General features: G+C 75.8%; 27 protein-coding genes. 12 read left to right on the top strand and 15 right to left on the bottom strand.

Translation table 11 applies throughout. The features are described from left to right. Nucleotides 1–43: 43 nt before the first annotated feature. Nucleotides 44–1141 carry a substrate-binding domain-containing protein gene (locus I4I82_RS13725; protein WP_372451473.1) on the bottom strand — a complete coding sequence of 366 codons (1098 nt, stop codon included), beginning with the start codon at nt 1139–1141 and terminating at the stop codon, nt 44–46. A gap of 65 nt (nt 1142–1206) precedes the next feature. Between I4I82_RS13725 and I4I82_RS13720 the strand changes: the two genes are divergently transcribed. Then, on the top strand, nt 1207–1677 hold the full coding sequence (locus tag I4I82_RS13720; protein WP_218593037.1) for a MarR family winged helix-turn-helix transcriptional regulator: 471 nt from the start codon (nt 1207–1209) through the stop codon (nt 1675–1677). Here I4I82_RS13720 and I4I82_RS13715 read toward each other — a convergent pair. Continuing rightward, entirely contained in the window at nt 1674–1916 is a 243-nt protein-coding gene (locus I4I82_RS13715) for an acyl carrier protein (RefSeq protein ID WP_218593036.1), read from the bottom strand. The genes I4I82_RS13720 and I4I82_RS13715 overlap by 4 nt on opposite strands. Nucleotides 1917–2019: 103 nt before the next feature. Here I4I82_RS13715 and I4I82_RS13710 point away from each other — a divergent pair, with 103 nt between their 5' ends. Then, complete coding sequence (locus I4I82_RS13710; protein ID WP_218593035.1) at nt 2020–2598, top strand: thymidine kinase; 579 nt, start codon at nt 2020–2022, stop codon at nt 2596–2598. A gap of 15 nt (nt 2599–2613) precedes the next feature. Here the strand turns inward: I4I82_RS13710 and I4I82_RS13705 are convergent, their stop codons facing one another. Beyond that, a complete protein-coding gene (locus I4I82_RS13705; RefSeq protein ID WP_218593034.1) occupies nt 2614–3648 on the bottom strand; it encodes a 5'-3' exonuclease in 1035 nt (344 codons plus the stop codon). A 110-nt stretch (nt 3649–3758) separates the two neighbouring features. Between I4I82_RS13705 and I4I82_RS13700 the strand changes: the two genes are divergently transcribed. Beyond that, the gene (locus I4I82_RS13700; RefSeq protein WP_218593033.1) at nt 3759–4532 is read left to right on the top strand and encodes a sugar phosphate nucleotidyltransferase; all 774 of its coding nucleotides are present in this window, start codon (nt 3759–3761) and stop codon (nt 4530–4532) included. 3 nt (nt 4533–4535) lie between these two features. On the opposite strand, the gene I4I82_RS13695 is transcribed toward I4I82_RS13700, so the two are convergent. The 3 genes from I4I82_RS13695 to I4I82_RS34630 all read right to left on the bottom strand — a co-directional run bounded on the left by I4I82_RS13695 (nt 4536) and on the right by I4I82_RS34630 (nt 7593). Then, nucleotides 4536–5561: a sigma-70 family RNA polymerase sigma factor gene (locus tag I4I82_RS13695; protein WP_218593032.1), complete on the bottom strand. Its 1026-nt coding sequence runs from the start codon at nt 5559–5561 to the stop codon at nt 4536–4538. 29 nt (nt 5562–5590) lie between these two features. Next, nucleotides 5591–5953 carry a DsrE family protein gene (locus tag I4I82_RS13690; protein WP_218593031.1) on the bottom strand — a complete coding sequence of 121 codons (363 nt, stop codon included), beginning with the start codon at nt 5951–5953 and terminating at the stop codon, nt 5591–5593. Nucleotides 5954–6018: 65 nt separating this feature from the next. Next, the gene (locus I4I82_RS34630) at nt 6019–7593 is read right to left on the bottom strand and encodes an HD domain-containing phosphohydrolase (RefSeq protein ID WP_218593030.1); all 1575 of its coding nucleotides are present in this window, start codon (nt 7591–7593) and stop codon (nt 6019–6021) included. A gap of 58 nt (nt 7594–7651) precedes the next feature. Here I4I82_RS34630 and I4I82_RS13675 point away from each other — a divergent pair, with 58 nt between their 5' ends. Beyond that, a complete protein-coding gene (locus I4I82_RS13675; RefSeq protein WP_218593029.1) occupies nt 7652–8467 on the top strand; it encodes a CBS domain-containing protein in 816 nt (271 codons plus the stop codon). Between the two features lie 8 nt (nt 8468–8475). Next, nucleotides 8476–8946: a cupin domain-containing protein gene (locus I4I82_RS13670; RefSeq protein WP_218593028.1), complete on the top strand. Its 471-nt coding sequence runs from the start codon at nt 8476–8478 to the stop codon at nt 8944–8946. 7 nt (nt 8947–8953) lie between these two features. Here I4I82_RS13670 and I4I82_RS13665 read toward each other — a convergent pair whose 3' ends face one another. From I4I82_RS13665 to I4I82_RS13645, 5 genes are all read right to left on the bottom strand, one after another. Continuing rightward, entirely contained in the window at nt 8954–10231 is a 1278-nt protein-coding gene (locus I4I82_RS13665) for a serine/threonine-protein kinase (RefSeq protein ID WP_226370043.1), read from the bottom strand. Between the two features lie 196 nt (nt 10232–10427). Further along, nucleotides 10428–11006, bottom strand: coding sequence for a carboxymuconolactone decarboxylase family protein (locus I4I82_RS13660; RefSeq protein WP_218593391.1), 579 nt, complete (start codon nt 11004–11006; stop codon nt 10428–10430). Nucleotides 11007–11066: 60 nt separating this feature from the next. Then, complete coding sequence (locus I4I82_RS13655; protein ID WP_218593392.1) at nt 11067–11630, bottom strand: RNA polymerase sigma factor; 564 nt, start codon at nt 11628–11630, stop codon at nt 11067–11069. Between the two features lie 128 nt (nt 11631–11758). Next, nucleotides 11759–14956 carry an ATP-binding protein gene (locus I4I82_RS13650; protein WP_218593393.1) on the bottom strand — a complete coding sequence of 1066 codons (3198 nt, stop codon included), beginning with the start codon at nt 14954–14956 and terminating at the stop codon, nt 11759–11761. 116 nt (nt 14957–15072) lie between these two features. After that, complete coding sequence (locus I4I82_RS13645; protein WP_218593394.1) at nt 15073–15792, bottom strand: alpha/beta fold hydrolase; 720 nt, start codon at nt 15790–15792, stop codon at nt 15073–15075. 98 nt (nt 15793–15890) lie between these two features. Here I4I82_RS13645 and I4I82_RS13640 point away from each other — a divergent pair, with 98 nt between their 5' ends. Both I4I82_RS13640 and I4I82_RS13635 read left to right on the top strand, forming a co-directional pair. After that, entirely contained in the window at nt 15891–16703 is an 813-nt protein-coding gene (locus I4I82_RS13640; RefSeq protein WP_218593395.1) for a PaaX family transcriptional regulator, read from the top strand. Between the two features lie 94 nt (nt 16704–16797). Next, nucleotides 16798–17514: a maleylpyruvate isomerase family mycothiol-dependent enzyme gene (locus tag I4I82_RS13635; protein WP_226370042.1), complete on the top strand. Its 717-nt coding sequence runs from the start codon at nt 16798–16800 to the stop codon at nt 17512–17514. Between the two features lie 32 nt (nt 17515–17546). On the opposite strand, the gene I4I82_RS13630 is transcribed toward I4I82_RS13635, so the two are convergent. Both I4I82_RS13630 and I4I82_RS13625 read right to left on the bottom strand, forming a co-directional pair. Next, the gene (locus I4I82_RS13630; protein WP_218595771.1) at nt 17547–17996 is read right to left on the bottom strand and encodes an MSMEG_6728 family protein; all 450 of its coding nucleotides are present in this window, start codon (nt 17994–17996) and stop codon (nt 17547–17549) included. Then, nucleotides 17996–18595, bottom strand: coding sequence for a hypothetical protein (locus tag I4I82_RS13625; RefSeq protein WP_218592012.1), 600 nt, complete (start codon nt 18593–18595; stop codon nt 17996–17998). The genes I4I82_RS13630 and I4I82_RS13625 overlap by 1 nt, the downstream gene beginning before the upstream one ends. A gap of 51 nt (nt 18596–18646) precedes the next feature. Here I4I82_RS13625 and I4I82_RS13620 point away from each other — a divergent pair, with 51 nt between their 5' ends. From I4I82_RS13620 to I4I82_RS13610, 3 genes are all read left to right on the top strand, one after another. Continuing rightward, on the top strand, nt 18647–19450 hold the full coding sequence (locus tag I4I82_RS13620) for a DNA-formamidopyrimidine glycosylase family protein (RefSeq protein WP_218592013.1): 804 nt from the start codon (nt 18647–18649) through the stop codon (nt 19448–19450). 49 nt (nt 19451–19499) lie between these two features. Next, nucleotides 19500–20021, top strand: coding sequence for a VOC family protein (locus I4I82_RS13615; protein WP_218592014.1), 522 nt, complete (start codon nt 19500–19502; stop codon nt 20019–20021). Nucleotides 20022–20318: 297 nt separating this feature from the next. Beyond that, nucleotides 20319–21395, top strand: coding sequence for an LCP family protein (locus tag I4I82_RS13610; RefSeq protein ID WP_226370041.1), 1077 nt, complete (start codon nt 20319–20321; stop codon nt 21393–21395). A gap of 51 nt (nt 21396–21446) precedes the next feature. On the opposite strand, the gene ku is transcribed toward I4I82_RS13610, so the two are convergent. Continuing rightward, complete coding sequence (ku, locus tag I4I82_RS13605) at nt 21447–22379, bottom strand: non-homologous end joining protein Ku (RefSeq protein WP_218592016.1); 933 nt, start codon at nt 22377–22379, stop codon at nt 21447–21449. A 27-nt stretch (nt 22380–22406) separates the two neighbouring features. Between ku and I4I82_RS13600 the strand changes: the two genes are divergently transcribed. Together I4I82_RS13600 and I4I82_RS13595 are read left to right on the top strand one after the other, a co-directional pair. After that, a complete protein-coding gene (locus I4I82_RS13600; RefSeq protein WP_218592024.1) occupies nt 22407–23321 on the top strand; it encodes an ATP-dependent DNA ligase in 915 nt (304 codons plus the stop codon). 176 nt (nt 23322–23497) lie between these two features. Beyond that, nucleotides 23498–24091, top strand: a complete 594-nt coding sequence (locus tag I4I82_RS13595) for a putative glycolipid-binding domain-containing protein (RefSeq protein WP_225921529.1) — start codon at nt 23498–23500, stop codon at nt 24089–24091. Here I4I82_RS13595 and I4I82_RS13590 read toward each other — a convergent pair. Further along, nucleotides 24088–24981 carry a prephenate dehydrogenase gene (locus I4I82_RS13590; protein WP_372451507.1) on the bottom strand — a complete coding sequence of 298 codons (894 nt, stop codon included), beginning with the start codon at nt 24979–24981 and terminating at the stop codon, nt 24088–24090. The two genes, I4I82_RS13595 and I4I82_RS13590, sit on opposite strands and share 4 nt — an antisense overlap. Nucleotides 24982–25031: the final 50 nt, after the last annotated feature.

Genomic DNA, 25031 nt, shown 5'->3' with positions numbered 1-25031 from the left:
GGAAACTAGAGACGCAGCTCACTCCTGTCAACGGCCGGGCGGGTCAGAGCTCCTGGAGGACGTCCCACGACACGCCGTCGGCGGCGGCCAGGAACACGCGCTGCCGCAGGTGGCGGTCGCGCACCTCGACGGTGCCGCGCGGGCCCTCGTAGGCCAGGCCCTCCGCGACCGCCGTCATCGTCGGGACGTCGACGGAGCCGGCGCGCCGCACGAGCTCGGTGAGCAGGCGGACGCCCTCGTAGCAGGACTCGCCCAGGCTGTTGAGGACCGGCCCGTCGGGCCCGAAGCGGCGGAAGTAGGCGGCGGCGAAGTCGAGGCCGGCGGTCGTCGTCAGGTCCTCGAAGTACCCCGCCGACGTCATGAGCCCGCGCGTGCCGTCGGCGCCGGAGGCGAGCAGCACGTTCTCGTCGATGAGCGAGCTGAAGCGCAGGACGTCGCGGTCGAGCCCGGTGGCACTGAACGCGCGGTTGAACTCCACGGCGTCGTCGCCGATGAGCAGCATGAGGACGGCCTCGCAGCCGCTGGCCTCGATCCGGTGCAGCACGCGCGAGAAGTCGGTGGTGCCGAGCGGGACGTAGACCTCGTCGCAGACCTCGCCGCCCATCCGGCGCAGGTACCGGTGGGCGGCGCGGGCCGAGCGCCGCGGCCACACGTAGTCGTCGCCGACGATGGCCCACCGCCGCACGCCGACCGAGCTCGCGAACCACTCCAGCGCGGGCCCGAGCTGCAGGTCGGGGGTCTCGCCGGTCAGGAAGACGCCCGGGCGGTGCTCGCCGCCCTCGTAGAGCGCGGTGTAGGCGTACGGGACGCGCCCGTCGATCGTCGGCGCGACCGCCTCGCGCACGGCCGAGATGTGCCAGCCGGTGACGGCCTCGACTGCGCCGGCGCGGATGAGGGCGTCGACCTCGCGCGCGACCACCTCGGGCTCCGCTCCGCCGTCGACCGGCACGAGGTTGAGCTCGCGCCCCAGCACGCCGCCCGCGGCGTTGATCTCCTCCGCGGCCATGGCCGCGCAGCTCTCGCAGGACGGCCCGAAGATGCCCGCCGGACCCTGCAGCGGCACGACGAGCGCCATGTTCAGGACCTCGGACCGGGCAGCCGGGGGCACCGTGAGGGGCTCCTGGGCCGGGCCACGATCCATGCGGGACACGCTAACCATCCGCCGCTGGGTTCGTGCTACTCCATACGCGGGGATAGCATCGCCCGGTGACCGAACAGCCGGAGGCCGCGACGCCGGACGGCGCCGAGACGATCCGGCTGCTCTCGCTCGTGGAGCGCACCGTCACCCAGCGCCTCGACGACGCCCTGCGCGCGGTGGGATCGGGCATCGACCAGTGGCGCGTCCTGTCGCTGCTCGCCGAGCGGGGCGGCTGCCCGATGCACGTCGTCGCCGACCACGCCCTGCTGCTCGCGCCCAGGCTGAGCAAGCTCGTCGACCGGATGGTGTCGGCCAACCTCGTGCTGCGCCGCGCCGACGACCACGACCGCAGGCGCGTCCTGGTCTTCGCCTCCGCCCGCGGCCGGCAGGCGCTCGCCGAGTGGGACGCCGTGGCCGCCGACGTCACCCGGCAGTTCCGCGACGCCGTGGGTGCCGACGCGGCGCTGCTCGACGACGCGCTGCGCCGGCTGTCCCACGAGCTCGCGGGCGGCGCCGTGCCGGCCGCGGTGCCCGACTAACTGCTCGTCGAGCCCACGTCCTCCTTCGACCCCAGCTCCCGCAGGAGGTCGTGGCAGCGCGCCGCCCGCTCCGAGTCCTCCTTCATGACCTGCTCGAAGAACGACGCGACGTCGTCGTAGCCGGCGTTGCGCGCGTCGCGGACGTACTGCCCGTAGTCGTGACCCGCCTTGAGCGAGTGGTACTGCACCGACACCAGGTCGAAGATCACGTCACTGAATCCGGTCTCACCGGTGGCCATCGGTCGCCTCCTCGTGTGGTCCTGCGCTGACCCGCGGCGGGTACCCCGGGCCGGGGCACTCACGCACGCGGGGCGCGCCCGGGCCGCCGGGCTACCGTGAGCCGTGGCCAAGCTGTACTTCCGCTACGGCGCGATGAACTCCGGCAAGTCGACGGCGCTGATCCAGGTGGCGCACAACTACGAGGAGCGCGGGCAGCGCGTCCTCATCGTCAAGCCGGCGACCGACACGAAGAGCCCGGCGGTGCTGTCGCGGATCGGCGTCGACCGCGACGTCGACCTCGTCGCGGGGCCGGAGGTGCCGGTGCGGGAGCGCATCCTCGCCGGGCGCGTGCCGCCCGTCGACTGCGTGCTCGTCGACGAGGCGCAGTTCCTCGCCCCGGCGCAGGTCGACGACCTGTTCCGGCTCGCCGTCGAGGACGGCGTCCCGGTGATCGCCTACGGCCTGCGCAGCGACTTCCGCACCCGCGGCTTCCCGGGCAGCATCCGACTGATGGAGCTCGCGCACTCCATCGAGGAGCTCAAGACGATCTGCCGGTGCGGGCGCAAGGCGATCCTCAACGCCCGCACGGTCGACGGCGGGTTCACGCAGTCCGGCGACCAGGTCGCGATCGAGGGCGACGTGGGCTACGAGTCGATGTGCGGCAGCTGCTACCTGCGCGAGTTCGACTGGCCGCCGCGGTAGCGCACCCCGCAGCGCTTAGAACAGGGCGAGCTGGTCCACCACGGGCTTGCGGGGCAGCGGCGGGCGCCGCCGCGGCCCGGACCCCCGCGGGGACCAGCCGGTCTCCAGGTCGGTGCGGGCGGGAGGTGGGGGAGCCGACTCGTCGTGGGCCAGCGTCCGCAGCGCCGTGGCGGCGGTCCAGGGCAGGTCCTGCTCGGCGAAGGCCGCGCGCACGGCGTCGACGGGGAGCGGCAGGCACCCCGTGTCGAGGGGGACGGGCACGTCCTTGCGCATCACCATGACCTGCCGGTTGAGCTCCCACGCCTCGCGGGCGCCGGGTGCGGCGAGCCGTCCGGCGGCCGCCTGCCCCACCGCGTCGGCGACGCGCGTGCCGCCCGCCGCGAGGTCGTCGAACGCGGCCTGCGCCCCGCCGAGCGCGGCCAGCAGCCGGGCCGCGGTGCGCGGCCCGACCCCGCGGACGCCGGGCAGGTTGTCCGAGGGATCGCCGCGCAGCGCCGCGAAGTCGGGGTACTGGTCGGGGCGGACGCCCAGCAGTGTGACGAGCCGGTCGGGCGTGAGCACCGGGGAGGCGTCGACCCCGCCGTTGATGATCCGCAGCACGCGCGTGTGCTCGTCGATCAGGCCGAAGGCGTCGCGGTCCGACGTCATGACCACGGTCGTCGCGCCGGCGGCCGGAGCCTGGCGCGCGACGGAGGCGAGCACGTCGTCGGCCTCCCAGCCCGCCGGCACGACGACGGGGATCCCGAGCGCGCGCAACACGACCGCGGCGGCGTCGAGCTGCTCGACGAGCGTGGCCAGCTTCTCCGTGCGGTGCGCCTTGTACTGCGGCCAGCGCTCGCGCCGTACGCTCGCGGACGGGTCGTCGAAGCCGACGACGACGTGGTCCGGCCCGATCCGGTCGACGGCCGCGACCAGCTGCGACAGCAGCCCGCGCACCGCCCAGCGGGGCTTCCCGTCCGCGGACCGGAAGCCCGTGCGGGCCTGGGAGTGGAAGCACCGGTGCAGGATCGAGTTGCCGTCGACGGCGAGGACGACGCGGGCACCGGTCACGCTGAGACTCTGCCGCATCACGCCCCGGCCCGCGACGTTTGGCCACTCCCGTGGGGGTAACCCTTCCGCGTGCGTAGAGTGGCGTTATGTCCTACACCGGGGGGCCCTGAGTGAAGGTCGTGCTCTTCTGCGGTGGCTACGGCACCCGGATGCGCGACGGCGTGTCCGACGTTCCGAAGCCGATGTTCCACGTGGGCCCGCGACCCCTGATCTGGCACGTCATGCGCTACTACGCGCACTTCGGCCACACCGACTTCGTCCTGTGCCTGGGTTACGGCGCCCAGTACATCAAGGACTTCTTCCTCGGGTACAACGAGACGGCGTCCAACGACTTCGTGCTGAGGGGCGGCGAGGTCGAGCTGCTGGGCTCCGACATCCAGGACTGGACGATCACGTTCGTGCAGACCGGGGAGGGCTCGCCGATCGGGGAGCGGCTGCGGCGCGTGCGCGAGCACGTCGAGGGCGAGGAGATGTTCCTGGCCAACTACGCCGACGTCCTCACCGACCTCGACCTCGACGCGATGGTCGAGGACTTCGCGGCGACCGACGCGGTCGCCACCCTGCTGGCCGTCACGCCGCAGGCGTCGTTCCACTGCGTCGATCTGGCCGCCGACGGGCGCGTGTCCAGCGTGACGCCGCTGCACCGGATGCCGCTGTGGGAGAACGGCGGGTTCTTCGTGCTGCGCCCGGAGATCTTCGACTACCTGCCGGAGGGCGGTGACCTGATGGACGACGCGTGCGCGGCGCTGGCCAAGGAGGGTCGCCTGCTCGCCCACCGCCACCGCGGGTTCTGGGCGCCCGCCGACACCAACAAGGAGCGCTCCGCCCTGGAGCGCGCCTACCTGGCGGGCGACCGGCCGTGGGCGCTGTGGGAGAACGGCTGAGCCTCAGTCTACCTGCCCCGGCAGTCCGAACGCCGCGACGTGCTCGGCGCCGATGAACGAGACGACCTCGGCGATGCGGCCCTCGCGTACCGTGAGGACGTTGATCGACCACGGCAGGAACGGCCCCTCGCCGCCCTGGCGCAGGTAGGCGGCCACGGCCGGTTGCCCGTTGGCGGTGACGGCGCGGTGGCGCCACTGCCCGCACGAGCCCAGCGGCACGGCCACCGCGAACTCCGTGACGGCCTCGATGCCGCGGTACCAGTGCGGCAGCGGCGGCATCGACCACGTGACGTCCTCGGTGAGCAGGGCGACCAGCGCGGCGGCGTCGCCGCGCTCCAGAGCCGTGGAGTAGCCGGTGACGATCGTGCGGACGCGGGCGTCGTCGAGCTCGCGCAGGGTCTGCTGCTGGGTGCGCTCGGGCACCTTCTCCGCGACGACCCGGCGCGCCCGCTGCAGCGCGCTGTTCACCGACGCGGTGGAGGTCTGCATGAGCTCGGCGATCTCCGCGGCGGAGAACCCGAGCACGTCGAACAGCAGCAGCGCCGCGCGCTGGTTGCCCGGCAGGTGCTGGCAGGCGGCGACGAACGCGAGCTCGACGGCCTCGCGCTGCTCGTAGCGCGCCTCCGGGGCGGCCGCGCCCGCGCCGACCCCCGCGTCCGGGTAGGGGCCGAGCCAGGCCACCTCGCCGAGCGGGGTGTCGCCGGTGACGACGTGCTCGCTGGCCGGGCCGACGTCCATCGGCAGCGCACGCTTCCCGCGGCGCTCCGCCGCGGTCAGGCAGGTGCGGGTGGCGACGGTGTAGAGCCAGGACCGCAGCGAGCAGCGGCCCTCGAACCCCGGCAGCCCCTTCCACGCCCGCACGAGCGCGTCCTGCAGCGCGTCGTCGGCGTCGTGGATGGAGCCGAGCATCCGGTAGCAGTGCGCGTGCAGCTCGCGGCGCAGCGGGGCGACGAGCCGGGTGAACGCGGCGTCGTCACCCGCGCGGGCGCGGGCGAGGTCGGGATCGTCCTGCACCAGCGCGTGGGTCACGCCCCGATCATGCCCCCGGACGCCCGCCTTCAGAAGCTGAAGGTCGTGGCGGCCTCGTCGCCGATCCACTCCCACAGCGGGACCGTGCCGCCCATCTCGGCCCCCGCGACGAAGGTCGCGTCGAGCTTCTTCGCGTGCACGCAGATCGGGCAGACGAGGTAGCGCCCGCCGGCGCGCTCGTAGCGGTCGAGCAGCTCGGTCAGCGGCGGACAGCCCTCGCAGGCGGTGGCGACCGCGACGCCCGGCACCGCCAGGCGCACGGCCTCCTTGGTCAGGAACATCATCGTGGGGCGGCCGGACTCGGCGGCGGCGACGGCGGTCAGGAAGGCGACGGTCACCCGCTCGCTGTCCTCGAGGCCGGTGGTGAGATTGACGACGGCGCGGTTGCTCATGGCGGCGACGCTAGGTCCGCGCGGGTTCCGGGTCATGAGGCGTTCTCCCCAGGGGGAGCGCCTCGCTAGCCGTCGAGGGGTTCCAGGGTCCGCAGCAGGCCGTGCTGCACCGCGAACAGCGCAGCCCCGGCCCGCGTGCTGGCGCCGATCTTGGCGTAGATGCGTTCGATGTGGTTGCCCGCGGTCTTCGGCGAGATGCCCAGCTCCCGGCCGATGCGGCGGGTGGTGGCCGCGCGGGCCAGCAGCTCGAGCACCTGAACCTCGCGCGCGGTGAGCCCGGCCGGGCCCGCGGCCGGCCGGCGCGTGGGGTGTCCGGCGCTGCCCAGCACGGCCTCGACGGCGGCCGGGTCGAGCCGCCCGGCGGTGGCCTCGGCGCGCAGTGCGACGGCCGCGGCGCCGGGCTCGAGGGCACGTCGGTGTGCGCGGGTCTCGGTCATGGCGTGGTAGCAGTCGGCCGCGCCGAGCAGTCGAGCCGTCGTCGGCAGGGACGCGGCGGTGAGGCCGCGGTGGTAGCCGGAGCCGTCGCAGCGCTCGTGCGCCATCGCGGCCACGGTGGCGGCCGCCCCGAGCGCCGGGACGCGGCGCAGCATGCGATCGGTGTAGTAGGAGTGCAGCTCGACCCGCTCACGCTCGATGTCGGTGAGCGGTCCCGGCTTGTCCCATATCGTGTTCGGCACCCCGGAGCGGCCGAGCCCCTGCAGCAGCCCGGCCCGGCGGACGACCAGCACGTCGCCGGGAGGCAGCCCGGCCCGGCGTGCGGCCGCTGCGGCGAGGTCGGCGACCCCGCGGGACCGGCCGGCGAAGTACGGCGACTTGAGGTCGACGAAGTCGGCCACCGCCTCCAGCCCGGCGTCGAGCGAGGAGCCGCCGAGCGGACGGGGCGCCGGGTCGGCGGCGAGCAGGTCCGGCCAGGACGACTCCGAGGGCAGGCCGTCGAGCACCGCCCGGCCGTGCCGGGCGAAAGCGTCGGCGATGCCGGGGTCCAGCGTGGAGCCGCGGCGCCTGCGGGTGACCTCCAGCGCGGCGTCGACGCCTCCCGTGCGGTGGTGCACCTCGACGACGTCGGCCAGCCGCACGATCCGGGTCGCCACGTCGATCTCGGAACCGCCGACACCGGCGGGGGACCCGCGCCCGTCCCAGCGCGTGAAGGTCTGGGTGAGGCAGCGGCGCAGGCGCTCTGGCAGGCCCAGCCGGACGGCGAGCTGCCCGGTGACCTGGCAGTGCGCCACCAGCGAGTCCCGCACGACCCGCCCGCCGGTGCCGATCAGCTCACCGGCGACGCGCGCGCGGTGCAGCACGGGCCCGCCCGCCCCGGCGCGCCGCACGAGGTAGGCGAGCATCGGGGGGCTGCCGATCTCGACGTCGTAGACCCCGGCGCGCAACGCGATGTCGTCGCCGAAGCGTGCGGCGGTCTCGTGGGAGTCCGCCGTGCAGCCGACCCACGCCAGCAGCGCGAGCGAGTAGGTCGTGGCCACGTCGTCGCCGGTGAGCCCGATCCGCCCGGCGAACCGCGTGGCGATCAGGCACGACCGCGCCAGATGCTCCATCGGCTGTCCGAGCCCCAGATCGGCGGCCAGGGACAGCATCCCGACCAGCTCGGAGACCGAGATCGTCACCGGCGCGGACCCGGCGGGAGGCATGGCCGGAGTGTAGGTCCGGACCTACGGTGGGCCCATGGCGCGAGGGGTGCGGGACGTCATGAGCACACGGGTCGTCACGGTGCGGGGGGACGCCACCGTCGCGGTGGCGCTGGACCGGCTGCGGCGCTTCGGGTTCAGCGCGCTGCCCGTGGTCAACGCCCGGCACCGGCTCGTCGGGGTGCTGAGCCTGCTCGACGTGCTGCGCCACCGGGAGTCCGGCGGTGACCACTCCGCACTGGTCGAGGACGTCATGAACCCCGACGTCCTGATGATGCCGCCGACCGCGAGCCCGTCGGTGGTGGCGCAGCGGATGCGCGCCCACGGCGAGCTGCGGGTGATGCCGATCGTGGAGCGGGGCACCCTCGTCGGGGTCGTCACGCGCAGCGACCTGCTCCGCCCGCCGCGGCGCCGCGGCCGCTTCGACGCGCTCGTGCGGCGGGTCACCGGGCGCGACGACGCCGCCGACGAGGTGCTGCTCGGGCTCACCCTGCCGGGGCGGGAGCGCCCGGCCGTCGTCGCGGCGACGCCGGCGCGCGAGCTGATGACCACCGACGTCGTCACGGTCGCGCCGGGCGACCCCGTCGAGCTCGCCGTCGAGCTGCTGCTCGAGCGCCGGTTCACCGCGCTGCCCGTCGTCGACGGAGACCGGCTGGTCGGCGTCGTCAGCGAGGCCGACCTGCTCGGCGACCGCATCGCCGGGCGGCGCGGCCCGCGCACCGTCGGCGCGGTGATGACGCGGACCCCGGTGTCCGTGCCGGCCGACGCCACGGTCGGCGACGTGGTGGCGCTGGTGGCCGAGCAGGGTCTGCGGATGGTGCCGGTCGTCGACGGGCAGGCTCTGGTGGGGGTGCTGAGTCGCGGCGATCTGGTGTGATCAGGCCCATGACCGCAGACGAGATCGTGCTCGGACCCCTGCCCGCCGGCATCACCCTCGCGAACGAGGGCAGCCGCATCTGGAACGTGCTCGGCCACACCTACTCGCTCAAGGCCGCGAGCGCCACGAGCTTCGCCTTCGAGACGCTCGACCCGCCCGGCACCGGTGTCCCGCCGCACGTGCACACCACGCAGGACGAGCACATCTACGTGCTGGAGGGCGTGTTCACGCTCTACCTCGACGGGCAGTGGGAGAAGGCGGGCCCGGGCGACACGGTGCGGATGCCGAAGGGGATGCCGCACGCCTACTACAACCGCAGCGACGCCGACTCCCGCGCGCTGTTCTGGGTGAGCCCGGCCGGGCGGCTCGCGCAGCTGTTCGACCAGCTCCACGACCTCACCGATCCGTCCGAGGTCGTGCGGCTCTCGGCGCTGCACGACGTCGACTTCCTGCCCCCGGGCGCGGTCGAGGGGGCCTGAGGCTCCTCTAGAAGAACCGGCCCAGCCAGTCGGTGAACTGCTCCCACGCGCTGCGGGCGTCGTCGACGGCGCCCTCGGGCACCTGCGGGATCTCCGGCAGGTCGGTGGGGATGTCGATGTCGGGGATGTCCGGGATGTCGGTGGGGATGTCGGGGAAGGAGATCCCGTCCCCGTCCCCGTCCCCGTCCCCGCCCGTGTCGGTGCCCGGCTCCGTGCTCGGCTCGGTGGCGTCCTCGGTCGGCGCGGCCTCGGTGGTCTCGACCGCCGAGGTCGGGGCGGCCCGGGTGGGGTCGACGGTGGTCTCGTCGCCGCCGCGGGTGAGCGCGAACAGTGCCACCAGCCCGACGGCGAGCAGCGCGAGCCCGACCCAGAGCCCGCGCCGGTCGGGGCGCTCGGGCTCGGGTACGGCGGCGGGGGCGCTCAGGCGGGCCGCGACCTCCCGGGCGTCGGGGCGGCGGCGCGGGTCGGGGTCGGTCATCGCGCGCAGCGTGCTGCGCAGCGGCTCGGGCAGGCCGGCGGGGACGGGCGGGGGCCGGTCGAGCCGCTGCTCCGCGGCCGTCCGGTCGTCACCGTCGTAGACGCGCCGCCCGCGCAGCGCCTCGAGGAGCAGCAGGCCCAGCGCGTAGACGTCCGCGGGCGGGCCGACGGCCTCCCCGCGCACCTGCTCGGGGGCGAGGTAGGCGACGGTGCCGACGGCGAGGTCGGCCGACGTCAGCCCGGAGTTGCCGACGAGCCGGGCGATGCCGAAGTCGGCCAGGCGCATGCGGCCGTCGCGGTCGACGAGGACGTTGGACGGCTTGACGTCGCGGTGCACCACACCTTCGCCGTGCACGTACGCGAGGACCTGTGCCAGCTCCAGGCCGACGCGCGTCGCGGACTCGGCGTCGTAGGGCTCGCGGGTGAGCTCCCGCGCGAGCGTCGGGCCGTCGACGAGCTCCATGACGAGGTACGCGCGGCCGTGCTCGACGGCGTAGTCGTGCACCGCGACGAGCCCGGGGTGCCGCAGCCCGGCCAGCGTCCGGGCCTCCTCGGCGAAGCGCCGCTCGCCGTCGGGGTCGGTGCCGGGGCGGAAGACCTTGACCGCCACGGGCCGGTTCAGCCGCAGGTCCTCGGCGCGGTGCACGTCGGCCATGCCGCCGGAGCCGAGCAGCCCCTCGAGCCGGTACCGCCCGCCGAGCACCGTGCCCGGCCCGGCACCGCCGGGGTCGATGCGCTCGGTCGGCGGGCCGTCGAGGCGGCGCGTGGGGTCCGGGATGCGCCGGGTCGGGTCCGATCCTGGCTGCACGGGTCCTCCTGGAGCGCTCATGGCGGCACCGAACCTACCGGCGCGCGGCGCGCGGGTCGGGGAGGGCGCGGTCGCCCGATGTGCTGACGCGGTCAGGCGCGGCGCAGCAGCGCGCCCATCGCGGGCAGCCCGACGAGGTCGGCCGTGGCCAGGGCCGAGGGGCTCCCGGCGCTCACGCGCCGACCCTGCGACGGGCTCAGCCGACGGGTCTCCCGTAGTCGACGGCGTCGCGCAGCGGGGCGGGCGCGGCGTCGCGCAGTGCGGCGTCGGGGCGGGCGCCGAGCGCGTCGTTGACGGTGGAGTAGGCGATCCGCAGCGCGACGAACAGCGTGATCGCGAAGACGTCGCCGTCGGAGAATCCGGCGTCGCGCAGGACCTGGACGTCGGCGCGGACGGTGGCGTTGGGGTCGCGGGCCACGGCCCGGGCCCAGCCCGCCATGGCCCGCTCGGCGGTGGTGAGGCCCTGGTCGCCGCCGAGCAGGACCGACACCGCGGTGTCGGTGTCGCTCGCGGCGGCCAGCCGCCCGCCCCAGGCGAGCGAGCAGTAGGAGTCGCCCATCGTGGACGCGCAGGCCGCGACGAGGATGCCGCGGCGGCGCCGGTCGAGCGCCAGCGGCGCCGCGGCCTGCTCCATCAGCGCGAACAGCGCGTCCGACGACGCCGGCTGGTGCGCCCACAGCCGCGACGCGTTCATCACGTACCCGACCGTCGCGACGTCGTCGTCGTAGAGGCGCTGGGCGTCGGGGCCGTGCGGGGGTGGATCGACGAACGCCATGGTCCCCATCCTGGCCCGGTGCGGGCGGGCCAGGAAGGGGGCCGGCCGTCCCCGCGGGCGTCAGGCCGCGATCCCCGAGGCGGCAAGGGTCCTGCGCAGGATGGTGAGCATCCGCGCACGGGTGGGGCCGAGGCTGCCGATCGGCACGCCGAGGTCGTCGGCGATCTCGGCGTAGGACCGGTGGTCCTCGGCGAACAGGGCGGCCAGCAGGGCCCGGCGCAGTGGCGGGAGGGTCGCGATCGCCCCTGCGACGGCGCGTCGCACGTCGCCGTCGACCGCGGCCTGCTCCGGTCCGGGGTCCCACTCCGAGGCGGGTGGCGACACGGTCTCGGCGAGCACGATCCGGGTGCGCTGGCGGACGACGCGCTGGCACTCGTGCGCGGCGACGGCCGCCAGCCAGCCGGCGAGGTGGTCGGGGGTGTGGATGCGGTCGAGGTTCTCGGCCAGGCGCAGCCACGTCGTCTGGGTGACGTCGAGCGCGTCCGCCTCCTGCAGCCGGTACGCCGCCGTCCGCGCCCGGACGAGCGATCCGTACCGCCCGATCAGGTCGGCCCAGGCGCCGGGACGCCCGGCGGCGACGCGGCGGAGCAGGTCGGCGGGTTCCTCGTCGGCCGGCGCCCTCACCGCGGGTCCGGTCGGGGGGGTGCGGCGCCGCGCTCGCCCGCTGTCCGCAGGCGCAGCACGAACGTGGGCATGCACGGCAGCGTCCGCCGGGGTCCTTGTGACGGGGTGAGTGCGTCCTGAGAGCGAGGTCAGGCTCGCCTGTCCCGCGCCTGGGTCAGCGGGAGCGGGGCGATGCCGAGCTCGTCCATCCGCCGGACGTACCCGGCGTAGAGCCGGCGCGCGCGGCCGGGGTGGCCCAGGCGCAGCTGCGTGCCCAGCGCGGCCTGCCAGGCGTCCTCGTCGTAGGGGTCGCGCTCGAGCAGCCGCCACAGGTGGTGGCCCGCCGCCTCCTCGTCGCCGCGATCGGAGGCGAGGCGCGCGAGCAGCCTCGACACGGTCTGCGCGGTGGCGCGGGCGGCCTCGCGCCGGTCGACCGCCCAGTCCTCGAAGCGGTCCTCCTCCAGGAAGTCTCCCGCGTAGAGGCGCTCGGCCCGGCGCAGCAGGTCCTCGGCCTCCGCCGGGTAGCCGGTCATGCCGAGCGCGATGCCCTCGCGCGCCAGGTGGTCGAAGGCGACGACGTCGACCTCGACGCGGTCGGTGCGCAGCGCCAGCGAACGGAGGTCCGTGGCGAGGTAGTGGTCGGCGGCGTGCGCGCGGTCGGGGTCGAGCACCCGGCGCAGCACGCTCAGCGCCACCGACAGCCGGTTCGCCACGCGCGCACCGGCCTCGCCCGGCCACAGCGCGTCGGCGGCGGCGTCGCGGGTGACGGGGCGGTCGTGGTGGGCGATGAGGATCTTGAGCAGGTCCCGGGCCTTGCGCGACCGCCAGTCCGGCGCCGTGACCGGCCGCCCCTCGCGCAGCAGCCGGAAGCGCCCCAGCGTCGTGATCCGGACGGCGGCCGGCCGCTCGCCCGCGCGCGTGGCGAGCAGCGCAGGCAGGCCGACGTCCGGGCTCGCGCCACACGCCGCGAGCTCCCGGCGCAGCGCCGCCACCTGCTCCTCGTCGCCGCGGTGCAGCGCGAGAGCGAGCCGGGTGCGGCAGCGGGCGAGGGGGTTGCCGACGACGTCCCACACGGCGACGGCGTCGCGCAGCAGCCGCTGGTCGGGCGGGTCGGCGGCGACCCCGGCCAGCCCCAGGGCCTCGGCGAGGGCGGCGCGGTCGAGCGTGCGCCGGGCCTGGGCCTCGGCGCGGCGGGCCAGCGCCGCGGCCGCGGGCCGGTCGCCCGCGTGCAGCTCGACGTGCGCCCCGGCGCACAGCGCGCGGGCCAGCTCCAGGCTGGTCGACGCCTGGACCGCCTCGGCGGCGAGCTCCCGCGCCCGCCCGACGTCCTCGGCGGCGAGGATCGGCACGAGCGCGGTGAGCGCCGTGACACGGGCGTGGACGTCGCCGGTGCGCTCGGCGAGCCGCACGGCCTGGTCCAGGCAGACCCGCGCCCGCACGAGGTCGCCGCGCTCGACGTGGAGGGCACCGAGCAGCGCCCGCGGCACGCCCTCGCGCAGCGAGCCCAGTCGGGCGTAGGTCCCGACGGCCTCGTCGAGCGCGACGCGGGCCTCGTCGAGCCGCCCGGTGCACAGCAGCGCGTCGGCCTTGTTGCTCAGCGCGAGCGCGGCGAAGAACCGGTGGCCCGCGCCCGCCCGCAGCGCCTGGTCGGCGTGCTCCACCGCGCCCGCGTAGTCGCCCTCCTCGACCGCGCGCGAGCTGAGGTTGGCGTGGATCCGTGCGAGCTGCGCGGAGTCGCCCGCCTCCGTGCCGGCGGTCAGCGCGAGCCGGTACTCCGCGGCGTTGCGCTCACGGTCGCCCCGCCCGGCGGCCACCAGCGCGGCGGCGACGTGCGCGGCGGTGCGGGCCACCGGGTCGTCCCCGGCCTCCGCGACGGCCCGCTCGGCGGCGGCCCCCGCGCCGTCGAGGTCACCGCTGCTCCACAGCGTCGTGCTGAGCCAGGCGGAGACGAGCGCGCCGGGCGGCGCGGCGGACAGCACGGCGAGCGCCGCCGCCGCGTCCCCGCGCATGTGGAGCAGCGCGCCGTGGCGCCACGCGACCTCGGGCGGCCCCGGACCGCCGGTGCGGCGGTGCAGCCGGGTGTAGACGGCCAGGGCGCCGTCCCAGTCGCCTGCGGCCTGCAGGGCCGCGCCGAGCACGCCGTCGAGGCGGGGTTCCGCGGCCGTGCCGACGGCGGCGAGCACCTCGGCCACCCGTCCGCCGCACCCCCGTTCCACCAGGGCGTACCCGCTGCGGGAGAGCAGCGCCCGCGTCGACTCCGGGGTGGCGCCCACGCTGCACTCCAGCGCCTCCTCCAACCGGCCCCGGGCCTCCAACCAGGCCGCGGCGTCGTGACGCAGCGCGGCCGTCTCGTGCGGGCCCAGCTGCGCGCGGACGGTGGACGCGAGCACGGGGGAGACGGCGAGACCCTCCACGGCGGAGGCGGCCGCGCCCCCGACCGGGACGAGCAGCCCCCGGTCGACGAGCTCCTCGACGTCGTCGTCGCCGACCTCGACGCCGAGCCCGCGGACCAGCCCGGCGTCGACCCGGCGGACGGTGGCGGACACCGCGAGCAGCCGTCGCGTCGACGCGGACTCGCCGGTGAGGAGGTCGGCGGCGAAGTCGCGCCAGCTCGCGCCGCGGTAGCGCTCCCACTGCTCCAGCGCGCGTGGCCGGTGCTCCGGTTCGAGGGGGTCGAGGCGGGCGAGCGCGAGCTGCAGGGCCGCCGCCCAGCCGGCGGTCAGCCCGCACAGGTGCGCGGCCATCCCGGTGGCGCCGGGCCCGAGGCGGGCGGCCAGCAGCGCCGCGGTCTCGTCGACGGTGAACGCCAGCTCGCCCGCCGCCACCTCGGCGACCTCTCCCTGCCCGCGCAGCCGTCCCAGGCCCAGGTGCGGCAGCCGGCGGCCGCAGAGGACGACGTGCAGCCCGGGCGGGGCGTGCAGGCAGAGCGCGTGCAGCAGCGCGGTGCCCGGGTCGTCGTCGGCGAGCTGCTCCACCTCGTCGACGACGAGCGTGCGGTCGGCCACCCGCTCGACCGCCTCGGCCAGCAGCTCGGCCTGGCCCTCGGCCAGCGCGCGCCGGTCCTGCGCGCCCAGCGCGCCGCCGCCGGCCGACAGCCCGGGCGGGGCGGCGACGCCGAGCGCGACCGCCAGCCGCGGGGCGAGGACCTCGACGGCGCGGTCGGCCCGGCGCAGCGCGAGCCAGCCGCCGTGGCGCCCCGCGGTGGCGTGGCGCACCGCGGTGGTCTTGCCGAACCCCCCGCCCGCGACGACGAGCGTGACCCGCCGCCGCGCGGCGGCGCGGAGCAGCCCCGCCACGCGCGGCCGGTCCAGCACCCCCGGCTCGGCGCCGTGCTCGTCTCGCACCATGCGGCAGCCTCCGTGCCGTGGATCCGGGAGGTCCGGGCCCCCGACCCGGTGGGCCCGCATCCTCCCAGCCCGGCGGGTCGGGGTGAAGGGCGTCGCGCGTCCGGTGTGCCGAGCGGTCAGGCCTTCAGCAGCGCCTCCGCCAGCCCCGCGGGCTGGGTGAACATCGCCTCGTGGCTGCCGGGGGCCTCGGTCGCGGTGACGCCGAGCCGCTCCGGGAAGCGCGGTACCCAGCCGTACTCGCCGGGCGGCAGGGCCACGTCGTCGACGCTGAACACGTAGGCCACGGGCACGCCGAGCGTCGCCGGGTCGATCGGCTCGACGGTCTCGGTGAAGTACTGCATCGGGTGCGGCACCAGCAGGTCGTGCACGAGCTTCTGCACGGCCTCGGGTGCGTCGGCGATGAAGCCGTCGCGGAACACCTCGAAGGGCAGCGTCACGGTGTTGTTCCCCGACGCGGCCGCGACCCCGGCGAACAGCTCCTGGTAGGGCGGGGGCACCTCGTCGTAGAGCGAGCGGCCGGCCGCCGGCACGAACGCGCTCCAGTAGACGACCTTCTTCAGCCGCGACGCCAGGCGGGGCGCCGCGCCGGTGATCGGGTAGCCGCCCCAGCTGTGCCCGACCAGGGTCACGTCCTGCAGGTCGCGGCTCTCGACGTACTCGACCACGAAGTCGACGACGTCGGACAGGTGCAGGCCGGTCGGGTCGTCCCCGTCGGCGACGCCCGGCAGGGTCGGGGTGTGCACGGTGTGCCCGGCGGCGCGCAGGTGCTGCGCCACGGGACGCCAGGCCCATCCGCCGTGCCACGCCCCGGTGATCAGGACGAACGTCTCGGCCATCATGTGCTCCCAGCTGCGGGGGGTCGGGTGATCGGCGCCATCATGGGGCGCGGGCGCAACGGCCGTCAACGGAACGGCACGGGAAGGGGGTGGGGCCGGTGAAGGCGCGGTCGCTGGTGTTCGACCTGTTCGGCGACTACCTGCGCTACCGGGGCGGCGAGGTCCGGCTGCGCGCGCTCGCCGCGCTCATGGCGTGCTTCGAGGTGCCGGAGCCGACGGTCCGCGTCGTCGTGACGCGCCTGCGCAAGGAGGGCTGGCTGGACAGCCGCCGCGACGGCCGCGAGACCACCTACCTGCTCACCGGCACGGCGTGGCGGCTGCTCGACGACGGCCGCTCCCGCATCTTCGACCGCGCCACCGGCCCGTGGGACGGGCAGTGGCACATGGTCATCTACTCGGTGCCCGAGACGGAGCGGGCGCTGCGCGAGCAGCTGCGCAAGAAACTCGCCTGGCTCGGGTTCGGGCCGCTGTCGTCGTCGGTGTGGCTCAGCCCGCACGACCGGACCGCGCAGGTGAAGGCCGACTTCGCCGACCGTCCCTCGGTCCGGCTCGACGCGTTCCGCGCCCGGTCCGAGGGGGTCGACGCCGACCGCGACATGGCGGTGCGCTCCTGGGACCTGGACGGTCTCGACCGCGACTACGCCGCCCTGCTCGACGCCTACCGCCCCCGGCTGGAGCGCTACCGCGCGGGGGAGCTGCGCGGCGCGGACGCCCTGGTCGAGCGGATGCGGCTGATGCACGACTACCGGCTCTTCCCGTTCCGCGACCCCGACCTGCCGCCCGAGCTGCTGCCGACGGGGTGGTCGGGCCGCGCGGCGCACGAGGTGTTCCTGGAGGCGCACGGGCTGCTGCGGGCCCCGGCCGAGGAGTTCGTCGACGAGGTCACCGACGGGGTGCGCGAGGCGTCGTGAGATGGGGGCGGCGCCGGGCGCGGTACCCGGGGGCGCGTCCGGTGTGGCACGGTTCGGACGGCCGGAGCCGCCGGTCGGGAAGGTGGGGACCGACGTGAGACGCGACGTGACGGCGACGCTGCCGTGGATGGGTGCCGGCACGGAGTTCCTCGTGCAGCTCGTCGACGCCCTACCCGACGACGCCCTGCGCGCGCCCAGCGCGCTGCCCGGGTGGAGCCGCGCGCACGTGATCGCGCACGTCGCCCGCAACGCCGAGGCGCTGGCCCGGCTGGCCGCGTGGGCCCGCACCGGCGTCGAGACGCCGATGTACGCCGACGCCGAGCAGCGCGCGGCCGAGATCGAGTCGTCCGCGCAGCGCCCGGCCGAGACGCTGCGCCGGGAGCTGACGATCACCGCCGAGGACCTCGACGTCGCCCTCTCCGCGCTCGACGACCGCATGTGGCACAACACCGTCCGCAGCGCGCTGGGCCGCGCCATCCCGGCGGCGGAGATCCCGTGGATGCGGGTGCGCGAGGTCTGGCTGCACTCCGTCGACCTCGCGTCCGGCACGACCGTGTCGGACCTGCCGCCCGAGGTCGTCGACACCCTGCTCGACGACGTCACCGGAGTCCTGAGCAGCAGGGACGGCTGCCCGTCGGCGACGCTGACGGCCACCGACCGCGACCGCACCTGGAGCCTGGGGCCCGAGGGCGCGGGCGTCGAGGTCCACGGCCCAGCGGCGCAGCTGCTCGGCGGGGTCACGGGCCGCTCCGGCGGCGCGGCGCTCACCGCGCTCGGCGGCGACCTCCCGGTGCCGCCGCGCTGGCTCTGAGCCCCGGCCCCGAGCCCCCGAGCCCCCGATCCTCAGACCGGCCAGAAGTACGGCAGCTCCGGGTCGACGTCGGGGAACCGCGGCCCGTAGAACTCCGGGTCCTTGCGCACCAGCGCCGCGCGGTGACTGCGGTGCACGCGCTCGTCGCCGATCCAGTCGGGCAGCAGCGCGAGCCGGGCCAGCGCGGCCTGCGTGCGCGGCGGCGGGCGGCCCGCCTCGGCGAGGTCGGCGCCGATCGTGGCGGCGCAGGTGTCGCCGTGCCCGCGGGACACCCACTCGTCGCAGGTCGCCAGGCCGTACGCCGCGACGCCGTCGGGGAACCCGGCCCACATCCGGACGGCCGGGTGCCGCTTCCAGCCGTAGGTGTGCCGGGTGACGGCCCGCAGCACCTGCAGCGCCTCGACGCGCTGCTTGCCCAGGCGCTTGAGGTCGAGCGCGGCGGCGCTCCGCGCGAAGTCGGGGTAGGGCAGGAACGTCTGCATCAGCCGCTCCGCACCAGCGTCACCACCCGGGTCAGCGACGGGACCCGCGGCGTCGACCCGAACCCGAACCGCACGGGCGGGTCGACGGGCGCCACCCCGCCCTGGTCGGCGCCCTCCCAGACGACGCTCGCCGACGTGACGCGGTGCAGGTCGAGCGCGCCGTAGAACTCCTCGCGCCCGCCCGCCGCGCTGCCCCGGGTGCGCACGCCGGGCAGGACGCGCCGGGCGACGAGGTCGATCAGCGAGATCCACCGCGGGTCGGTCGCGACGGGTCGGGGGACCGCGCGCAGCAGCGCCCCGAGCGCAGGCCGCCGTCCGACCGTGAAGGCCAGCTCCAGCGGCGCGGCGTCGACCTCCCAGCGCGTGCCGTCGGTCCGGCTGCGCACCGGGCCCACCCGCACCTCGTCGAACAGGTAGGTGCCCGCGACGAACTCCGCCACCGCGTCCGAGGGCGCGAGCAGCAGCCGGTGCCCGTCGGCCCGCTCCACCATGACGTCGGTGAACGGGCCCAGCGGGGAGCGCGGCCAGATCCCGGCCACGACCCGCAGGCCGCGTCCCGTACCGAGGCCGGCGATCCAGCCGTCGAAGCGATCGATCACGCCCGTGGGTACCCCGTGCCCCGGCGGGACACCCCCGGCGGGGAGGTGGGCATGGCGGAGGGCGACAGCATCGCGCGGCTCGCCGCCCGGCTGCACAGCCGGCTCGCCGGCGCGTCGATCGTCCGCAGCGACCTGCGGCACCCGCGCTGGGCGACGGTCGACCTCGGCGGGCAGCGGATCACCGGCTGGCACCCGCGCGGCAAGCACCTGCTCCTGCGCACCGACGCCGGGTGGACGCTGCACTCGCACCTGCGGATGAGCGGGAGCTGGTCGGTGCTGGGCGCGGGTAAGCGGCTGCCCCGGGCCGTCGCGCGCGACCTGCGCGTGGCCCTGCACCTCGACGACGGGCGCACCGCGGTGGGCGTCGCGCTGCCGGTGCTGACCGTCGTCCGCACCCGTGACGAGCACCGCGTCGTGGGCCACCTCGGTCCCGACCTGCTCGCCGACGCCCCCGACCTCCACGCCGCCGCGGCCCGGCTGCGCGCCGATCCCGCGCTGCCCGCCGTCGTCGCCCTGCTCGACCAGCGCAGGGTGGCGGGGCTGGGCAACATGTGGGCGCAGGAGCTGCTGTTCCTCGAGCGCACGAGCCCGTGGCGCCCGATCGGCGAGGTCGACGTCCTCCCGCTGCTGGCGCGCGGGCGCGACCTGCTGCGCGAGGCCGTGGCCGTCAACCACCGGCAGATCACCACCGGCGACCCCCGGCCGGGGCGGCGCCACTGGGTCTACGGTCGGGCGCGCCGACCCTGCTCCCGGTGCGGCACCGCCGTGGCCTTCGCGCCGCCGGAGCGCACCCCGCACGGCCGCGAGACGTGGTGGTGCCCGCGCTGTCAGCCGGATGGCGCAGGAATGTTGTAGATGCAACTATCGTTGCCGGGACACCTGACCACGACGGAAGGAACCTCCGATGCCACAGCCCGAGGGTGCCGAGCTCGACGCCGTCCGCGCGCGCCGCGCGGAGCTCAAGGAGAAGTACCTGCGACCGCTGGCCGAGCGGCCCCGCTCGACGGTCAAGGGCGTGCACCACGCCGCACTGATCTGCAAGGACGTCGAGGCGACGATCCGCTTCTACCAGGACCTGCTCGGGTTCCCGCTCGTCGAGCTCGTGGAGAACCGCGACTACAGCGGGTCGAGCCACTTCTTCTTCGACATCGGCAACCGCAACCTGCTGGGCTTCTTCGACTTCCCCGGCCACGACCACCCCGACTTCTCCGAGACGATCGGCGCCGTCCAGCACATCGCGCTGTCGACCTCGCCCGAGGAGTTCGCGGCCGTGCGCGCCCGGCTGGACGAGGCGGGGGTCGAGTACATCGGCCCCGACCGCGGCATCGACAACAGCCTCTACATCCGCGACCCCAACGGCGTCGGCATCGAGTTCTACAACGAGGAGCTGGGCGTGTTCGAGGGTGAGCCGCTGCTCAACTCCTGACCGCCGGGAACCCGGGGGCCGCTCCGCACGTCCGAACGGGGGAGACCGCGCGCGTATCCTGACCGCCGGCCGAGGGATGGTGGGCAGATGGACGACGGACGACCGCCACGGCGGGGCACCCCCGGGTGGGGCGACCCCCAGCGTCCCCGGACGGCCGGTTCCGGTGGTGGCGGCTCGGCCGGCGGGCGTCCGCTCCCGCCGTCCTGGCCGCCGGCGGCCGCGCCGAGGTCGCCGTCCCCGCCGCGGCAGTCCCCGCCCCGTCCGGCCTCCCCGCAGCAGCAGGGGTACCGGCCGACGGTGGCGGGCGGGCGCCGCGCGCCCGAGACGTCCGTGCTCCCGCCCGGGCGTCCCGACTCCGGGCGTCCGGCCCGCGCGTCGGACCGCCGCCCGTCCGGCCCGCCGCCGCGGCGCCCGGCCGGCACCCGGCCGCCGACCCGCCGTCCCGACTGGGGGCGCCGGATCCGCACCGGCCTCGTCGTGCTCCTGGTGCTGGTCGTCGGCTTCGCGGTCTACATCGACGTGTCGCTCGACCGCGTCGCCGCGCTGCCCGACGAGAGCGCCAACTCCACCTCGGGCACCAACTACCTGATCGTCGGCTCCGACAGCCGCGCCGACCTCACGCCCGAGCAGCGCGCCGAGCTCGCCACCGGCGACCCGGAGTCCGAGCTCACCGACACGATCATGCTGCTGCACACCGGCAGCGGGCCGTCGACGCTGGTGAGCATCCCGCGCGACTCGCTGGTCGAGATCCCCGGCCACGGCCGCCACAAGATCAACTCGGCGTACGGGCGCGGGGAGCGCGAGTCTCCGGGGAGCGGTCCGGGGCTCCTCGTGAGCGCCGTCGAGGGTGCCACCGGTCTGCACATCGACCACTACGTGCAGATCGGCTTCACCGGCTTCGTCAACGTGGTCGACGCGGTGGGCGGCGTCGACCTGTGCGTGCCCGAGGCCATCACCGACCCGAAGGCCGCGCTCGACATCGAGGCCGGCTGCCAGACCCTCGACCAGGCCACCGCGCTGGGCTACGTCCGCACGCGCGCCACGGCGTCGTCGGACTTCGGGCGCGTCGAGCGCCAGCGCGCGTTCATCGCCGCGCTCCTGCAGAAGGTCACGAGCCCCACCACGCTGCTCAACCCGTTCCGGATCGTCCCGCTGGCCACGGGCCTGTCCAGCGCCATCACGGTCGACGAGGGCGATCACGTCTGGAACCTGGCCTTCTTCGGCCTGGCCATGCGCGGGGTCTCCGACGGCGGCGTCACCACCACCGTTCCCGTGCGCGACGGGGCGGTGAACTGGGACCGCGACCGCGCGAGCGCCCTGTTCCAGACCCTCGCCGACGACGGCGTGCCCAGCGGGAACCAGCTCGGACCCTGACCCCTCGTGAGTGCGAACCGTGGCCCTGGCCACGGTTCGCACTCACGGTCGTCAGGCCGGCTTGCGCGTGCGCTTGCGGGGCGCCGACTCCTCGTCGTCGGCCTTCTTCGCCGCCGACTTGCGGGCCGCCGGCTTGCGCGCGGGCTTCGGCTTCTCGGCCGGCTCGTCGGCCTTCTCCTCCTCCGCCGGGGCGGCGTCGGGCTTGCCCGCCCGCGCGGCCTCGACGCTGCGCTGCAGGGCCGTGAGGAGATCGGTCATCGAGTCGCCCTCGTCGGACTTCTCCGCGACGGGCGCGGGGCGCGTCTCGCCCGTGGACCGCTTCTGCTCGATCATCGCGACCACCGCGTCGCGGTAGTCGTCGTGGAAGGAGGAGGGGTCGAAGTCGGCGCCCAGGCTCTCCACCAGCGACGCGGCCATCTGCAGCTCCTGCGGGCGGAGCTCGACGTCGGCGTCGAGGATGTCGAACTCGGGCTCGCGCACCTCGTCGGGCCACAGCATCGTCTGCAGCACGATCGCCTTGCCGCGCACGCGCAGCAGCGCGATGCTCTCCCGCTGCCGCAGCGCCACCTTCACGACGGCCATGCGGTCGGTGTCGATCAGCGCCTCGCGCAGCAGCGCGTAGGGCTTGGCCGCCTTCGCGTCGGGCTCGAGGTAGTAGGACTTCTCGAACAGCAGGGGGTCGATCTGGTCGGCCGGCACGAACTCGATGACGTCGATCTCGTGCCCGGTGGCCGTGGGGAGGGAGTCGATGTCCTCCTCGGTGAGCGTGATGAGCTCGCCGTCCTCGGTCTCGTAGCCCTTGACGATGTCGGCGTACTCCACCTCCTCGCCGTCGAGCGAGCACGTGCGCTTGTACTTGATCCGCCCGCCGTCGGCGCCGTGCACCTGGTGGAACCGGATGTCGTGGTTGGTCGTGGCCGCGTACGCCTTCACCGGCACGCTCACCAGCCCGAAGGACACGGCACCGCTCCACATCGCCCGCATGGATGTCAGCATGACGGCGTGCAGCCCATGCTCGCCACCCCTGGAGCCCTTCCGAGCGGCCCTGGATGGATCTACGAGGTGAAGTGGGACGGGATGCGCGTGCTCGCCGACGTCGTCGACGGGGTGCTCACGCTCCGCACGCGCGACGGTGACGACGTCACCACGCACTTCCCCGAGCTCCGCGACCTGCGCGCGCTGGCTCCCGACGTGCTGCTCGACGGCGAGGTCGTGCTGCTCGACAACGGCGTCCCGAGCTCCGCGGCGCTCGCCGCGCGCCTGCACCACGCCACCGACGAGCGCACCGCGCGGGCCCGGCCCGTCACGTTCATGGCCTTCGACGTGATGCGCCTCTACGGAGTGCCCCTGCTCGACCGCCCCTTCCACGAGCGCCGCGCCACCCTGGAGCGCCTCGACGCCGCGGCGGCGCCCACGCTGTCGCTCTCGCCGACCTACACCGACGGGCCGACGCTGCTCGCCGTCACCGCGGAGCGGGGGATGGAGGGGGTCGTCGCGAAGCGGCGCGAGGCGCCCTACCGGCCGGGGGAGCGCAGCGCGGGCTGGGTGACGGTGTCGCACCGCCGCACGCAGGCGTGCCTGGTCGGGGGCTGGCGGGAGGGCGCCGACGCGTCCCGGATCGGGTCGCTGCTGCTCGGCGTGCTCAACCGGTACGGGCTGACCTACGCCGGCGGTGTCGGGTCGGGCCTGGGCGACGACGCCGTGCAGCGGCTGCTCGGGCCGCGGCTGGCGGCCGTCGCGGCGCCGTCGCCGCCGTTCGCGGAGAAGCTCGACCGGGCCGACGCGGCGGGCGTGCACTGGTGCGAGCCGGGCGTCGTCGTCGACGTCGACCACCTCGGCTGGACCGACACCGGCCGGCTGCGCCACCCCGTCCTGCGCGGTGTGCGCGACGACCTGGAGCCCGCGGACGCCGTGCGCGGGACCTGAGCGGCCCGGGCCGGTCCGGCGCGGTGCTGGTGAGATCGTCACGCGCTGGGGCAGGATGGCGCCGGACGCTCGAGAAGGGGGCTACCGACCGTGGTGCGACACAGATGTGACCCGCCCCCGCACCCGGAGGGCGCGCTGCGGTACCCGGTGCAACTACGGTGGTCGGCGTGACGACCATGCTGACCTGGCAGGCCGAGGACGGCCACGGGCTCGAAGGCACCCGGCTGCTGCTCGGGTCCGGTGGCGGATTCCGCGCACTGGGCCGGATGGTCCGCACCGGGCCCGACGGCGACTACACCGCCTCCTACCGGCTCGTCGTCGCCGACGACGGCACGGTGGAGCGCCTGTCGCTGACCAGCGCCACCGCCCAGCGGGAGCGCCACCTCACGCTCAACCGCACCGAGGACGGCTTCTGGCTGCTCGACACCGGTTCCGGCGGCACCCGTGCCCCGTTCGGCGGCGCGGTCGACGTCGACCTCGCGCACAGCCCGATGTTCAACACGGTGCCGATCCGGCGCCTGGGGCTGCACACGGAGGCGGGCGCGCACACGCTGCCGATGGCGTTCGTGACGCTGCCCGGGCTGGAGGTGCAGGAGGTGGAGCAGGTCTACGAGACCGTCTCCGTCCTCGACGACGCCGGCGCCGCCTGCGTCGCGTTCCGCTGGGACGACTTCCGGGCCGAACTCACGGTCGACGCCGACGGCGTCGTGCAGCGCTACCCGGGTGTGGCGGAGCGCCTGGCGCCGGTGGCGCCGGGGGCGGCGACCTAGGCCTTCCAGCCCGACACCACCGCGCCGCGCCGCCCGACCGCGCGCAGGGCGGCCAGCGGGGCGCGCCCCTTCAGGCTGACCTTGACGCCCTTCGGGTCGCGACTCGCGGCCCAGCGCTCGCGGCCGGCGTGCCCGGCGAACACCGTGGCGGTGAGGCCGCCGGTGGAGGCGAGCGCGCCGCGCATCGCGCCGAGGCGCCCCAGGGCGTCGTCGACGGCGCCGAGCAGGGCGTCGCGGTTGCCCTCGCACATCGCGAGCACGAGCTCCGGGCGGGTGCCCGCCACGCGCGTGCCGTCGGCGAAGGAGCCGGCGGCCAGGGCGAGCGGCAGGGCGTCGTCGCCGCCCGCGCCGACCGCGGCCAGCACCGCGGCGAGCAGGTGCGGCAGGTGCGACACGCGCGCCACCGCGAGGTCGTGCTCGTCGGCCGCGGCCGGCACCACACGGGCGCCGCAGGCCCAGGCGAGCTCGGCGACGTCGCGCCAGACGTCGAGGTCGAGGCCGTCGTCGGCGGCCACGACCCAGGCGGCGTCGACGAACAGCTCGGCGAGCCCCGCCGACCACCCCGACGCGCTGGTGCCCGCCATCGGGTGCCCGCCGACGAACCGCGCGCGCGGCGCGTACCGGGCCACGGCGTCGGCCACGGCGACCTTCACGCTCACGGCGTCGGTCAGCCGCACCTCCGGCGCCACGGCGTCGACACGGCGCAGCACCTCGGGCAGCACCGGCAGCGGCACGGCCAGCACGACGAGCGCGTCGGCGTCGGCGGCGCGGCGCAGGGCGTCGTCGGTGTCGGTGGTGACGTCGAAGCCGTCGGCGCGGGCATCGGCCGCCGTGTCCTCCGACGCGCTCGTGCCCCACACCGCCCGGCCCGCCTTCTCCGCGGCCCGCATCAGCGAGCCGCCGATCAACCCGGTACCGATCACGCAGACCGCCCGCTCCG

It is taken from the genome of Pseudonocardia oceani (assembly GCF_019263585.2).
GTDB classification, from domain to species: domain Bacteria; phylum Actinomycetota; class Actinomycetes; order Mycobacteriales; family Pseudonocardiaceae; genus Pseudonocardia; species Pseudonocardia oceani.
The sequence above is the reverse complement of the archived record's forward strand: the minus strand, read 5'-3'. Positions and strand labels throughout refer to the sequence as shown.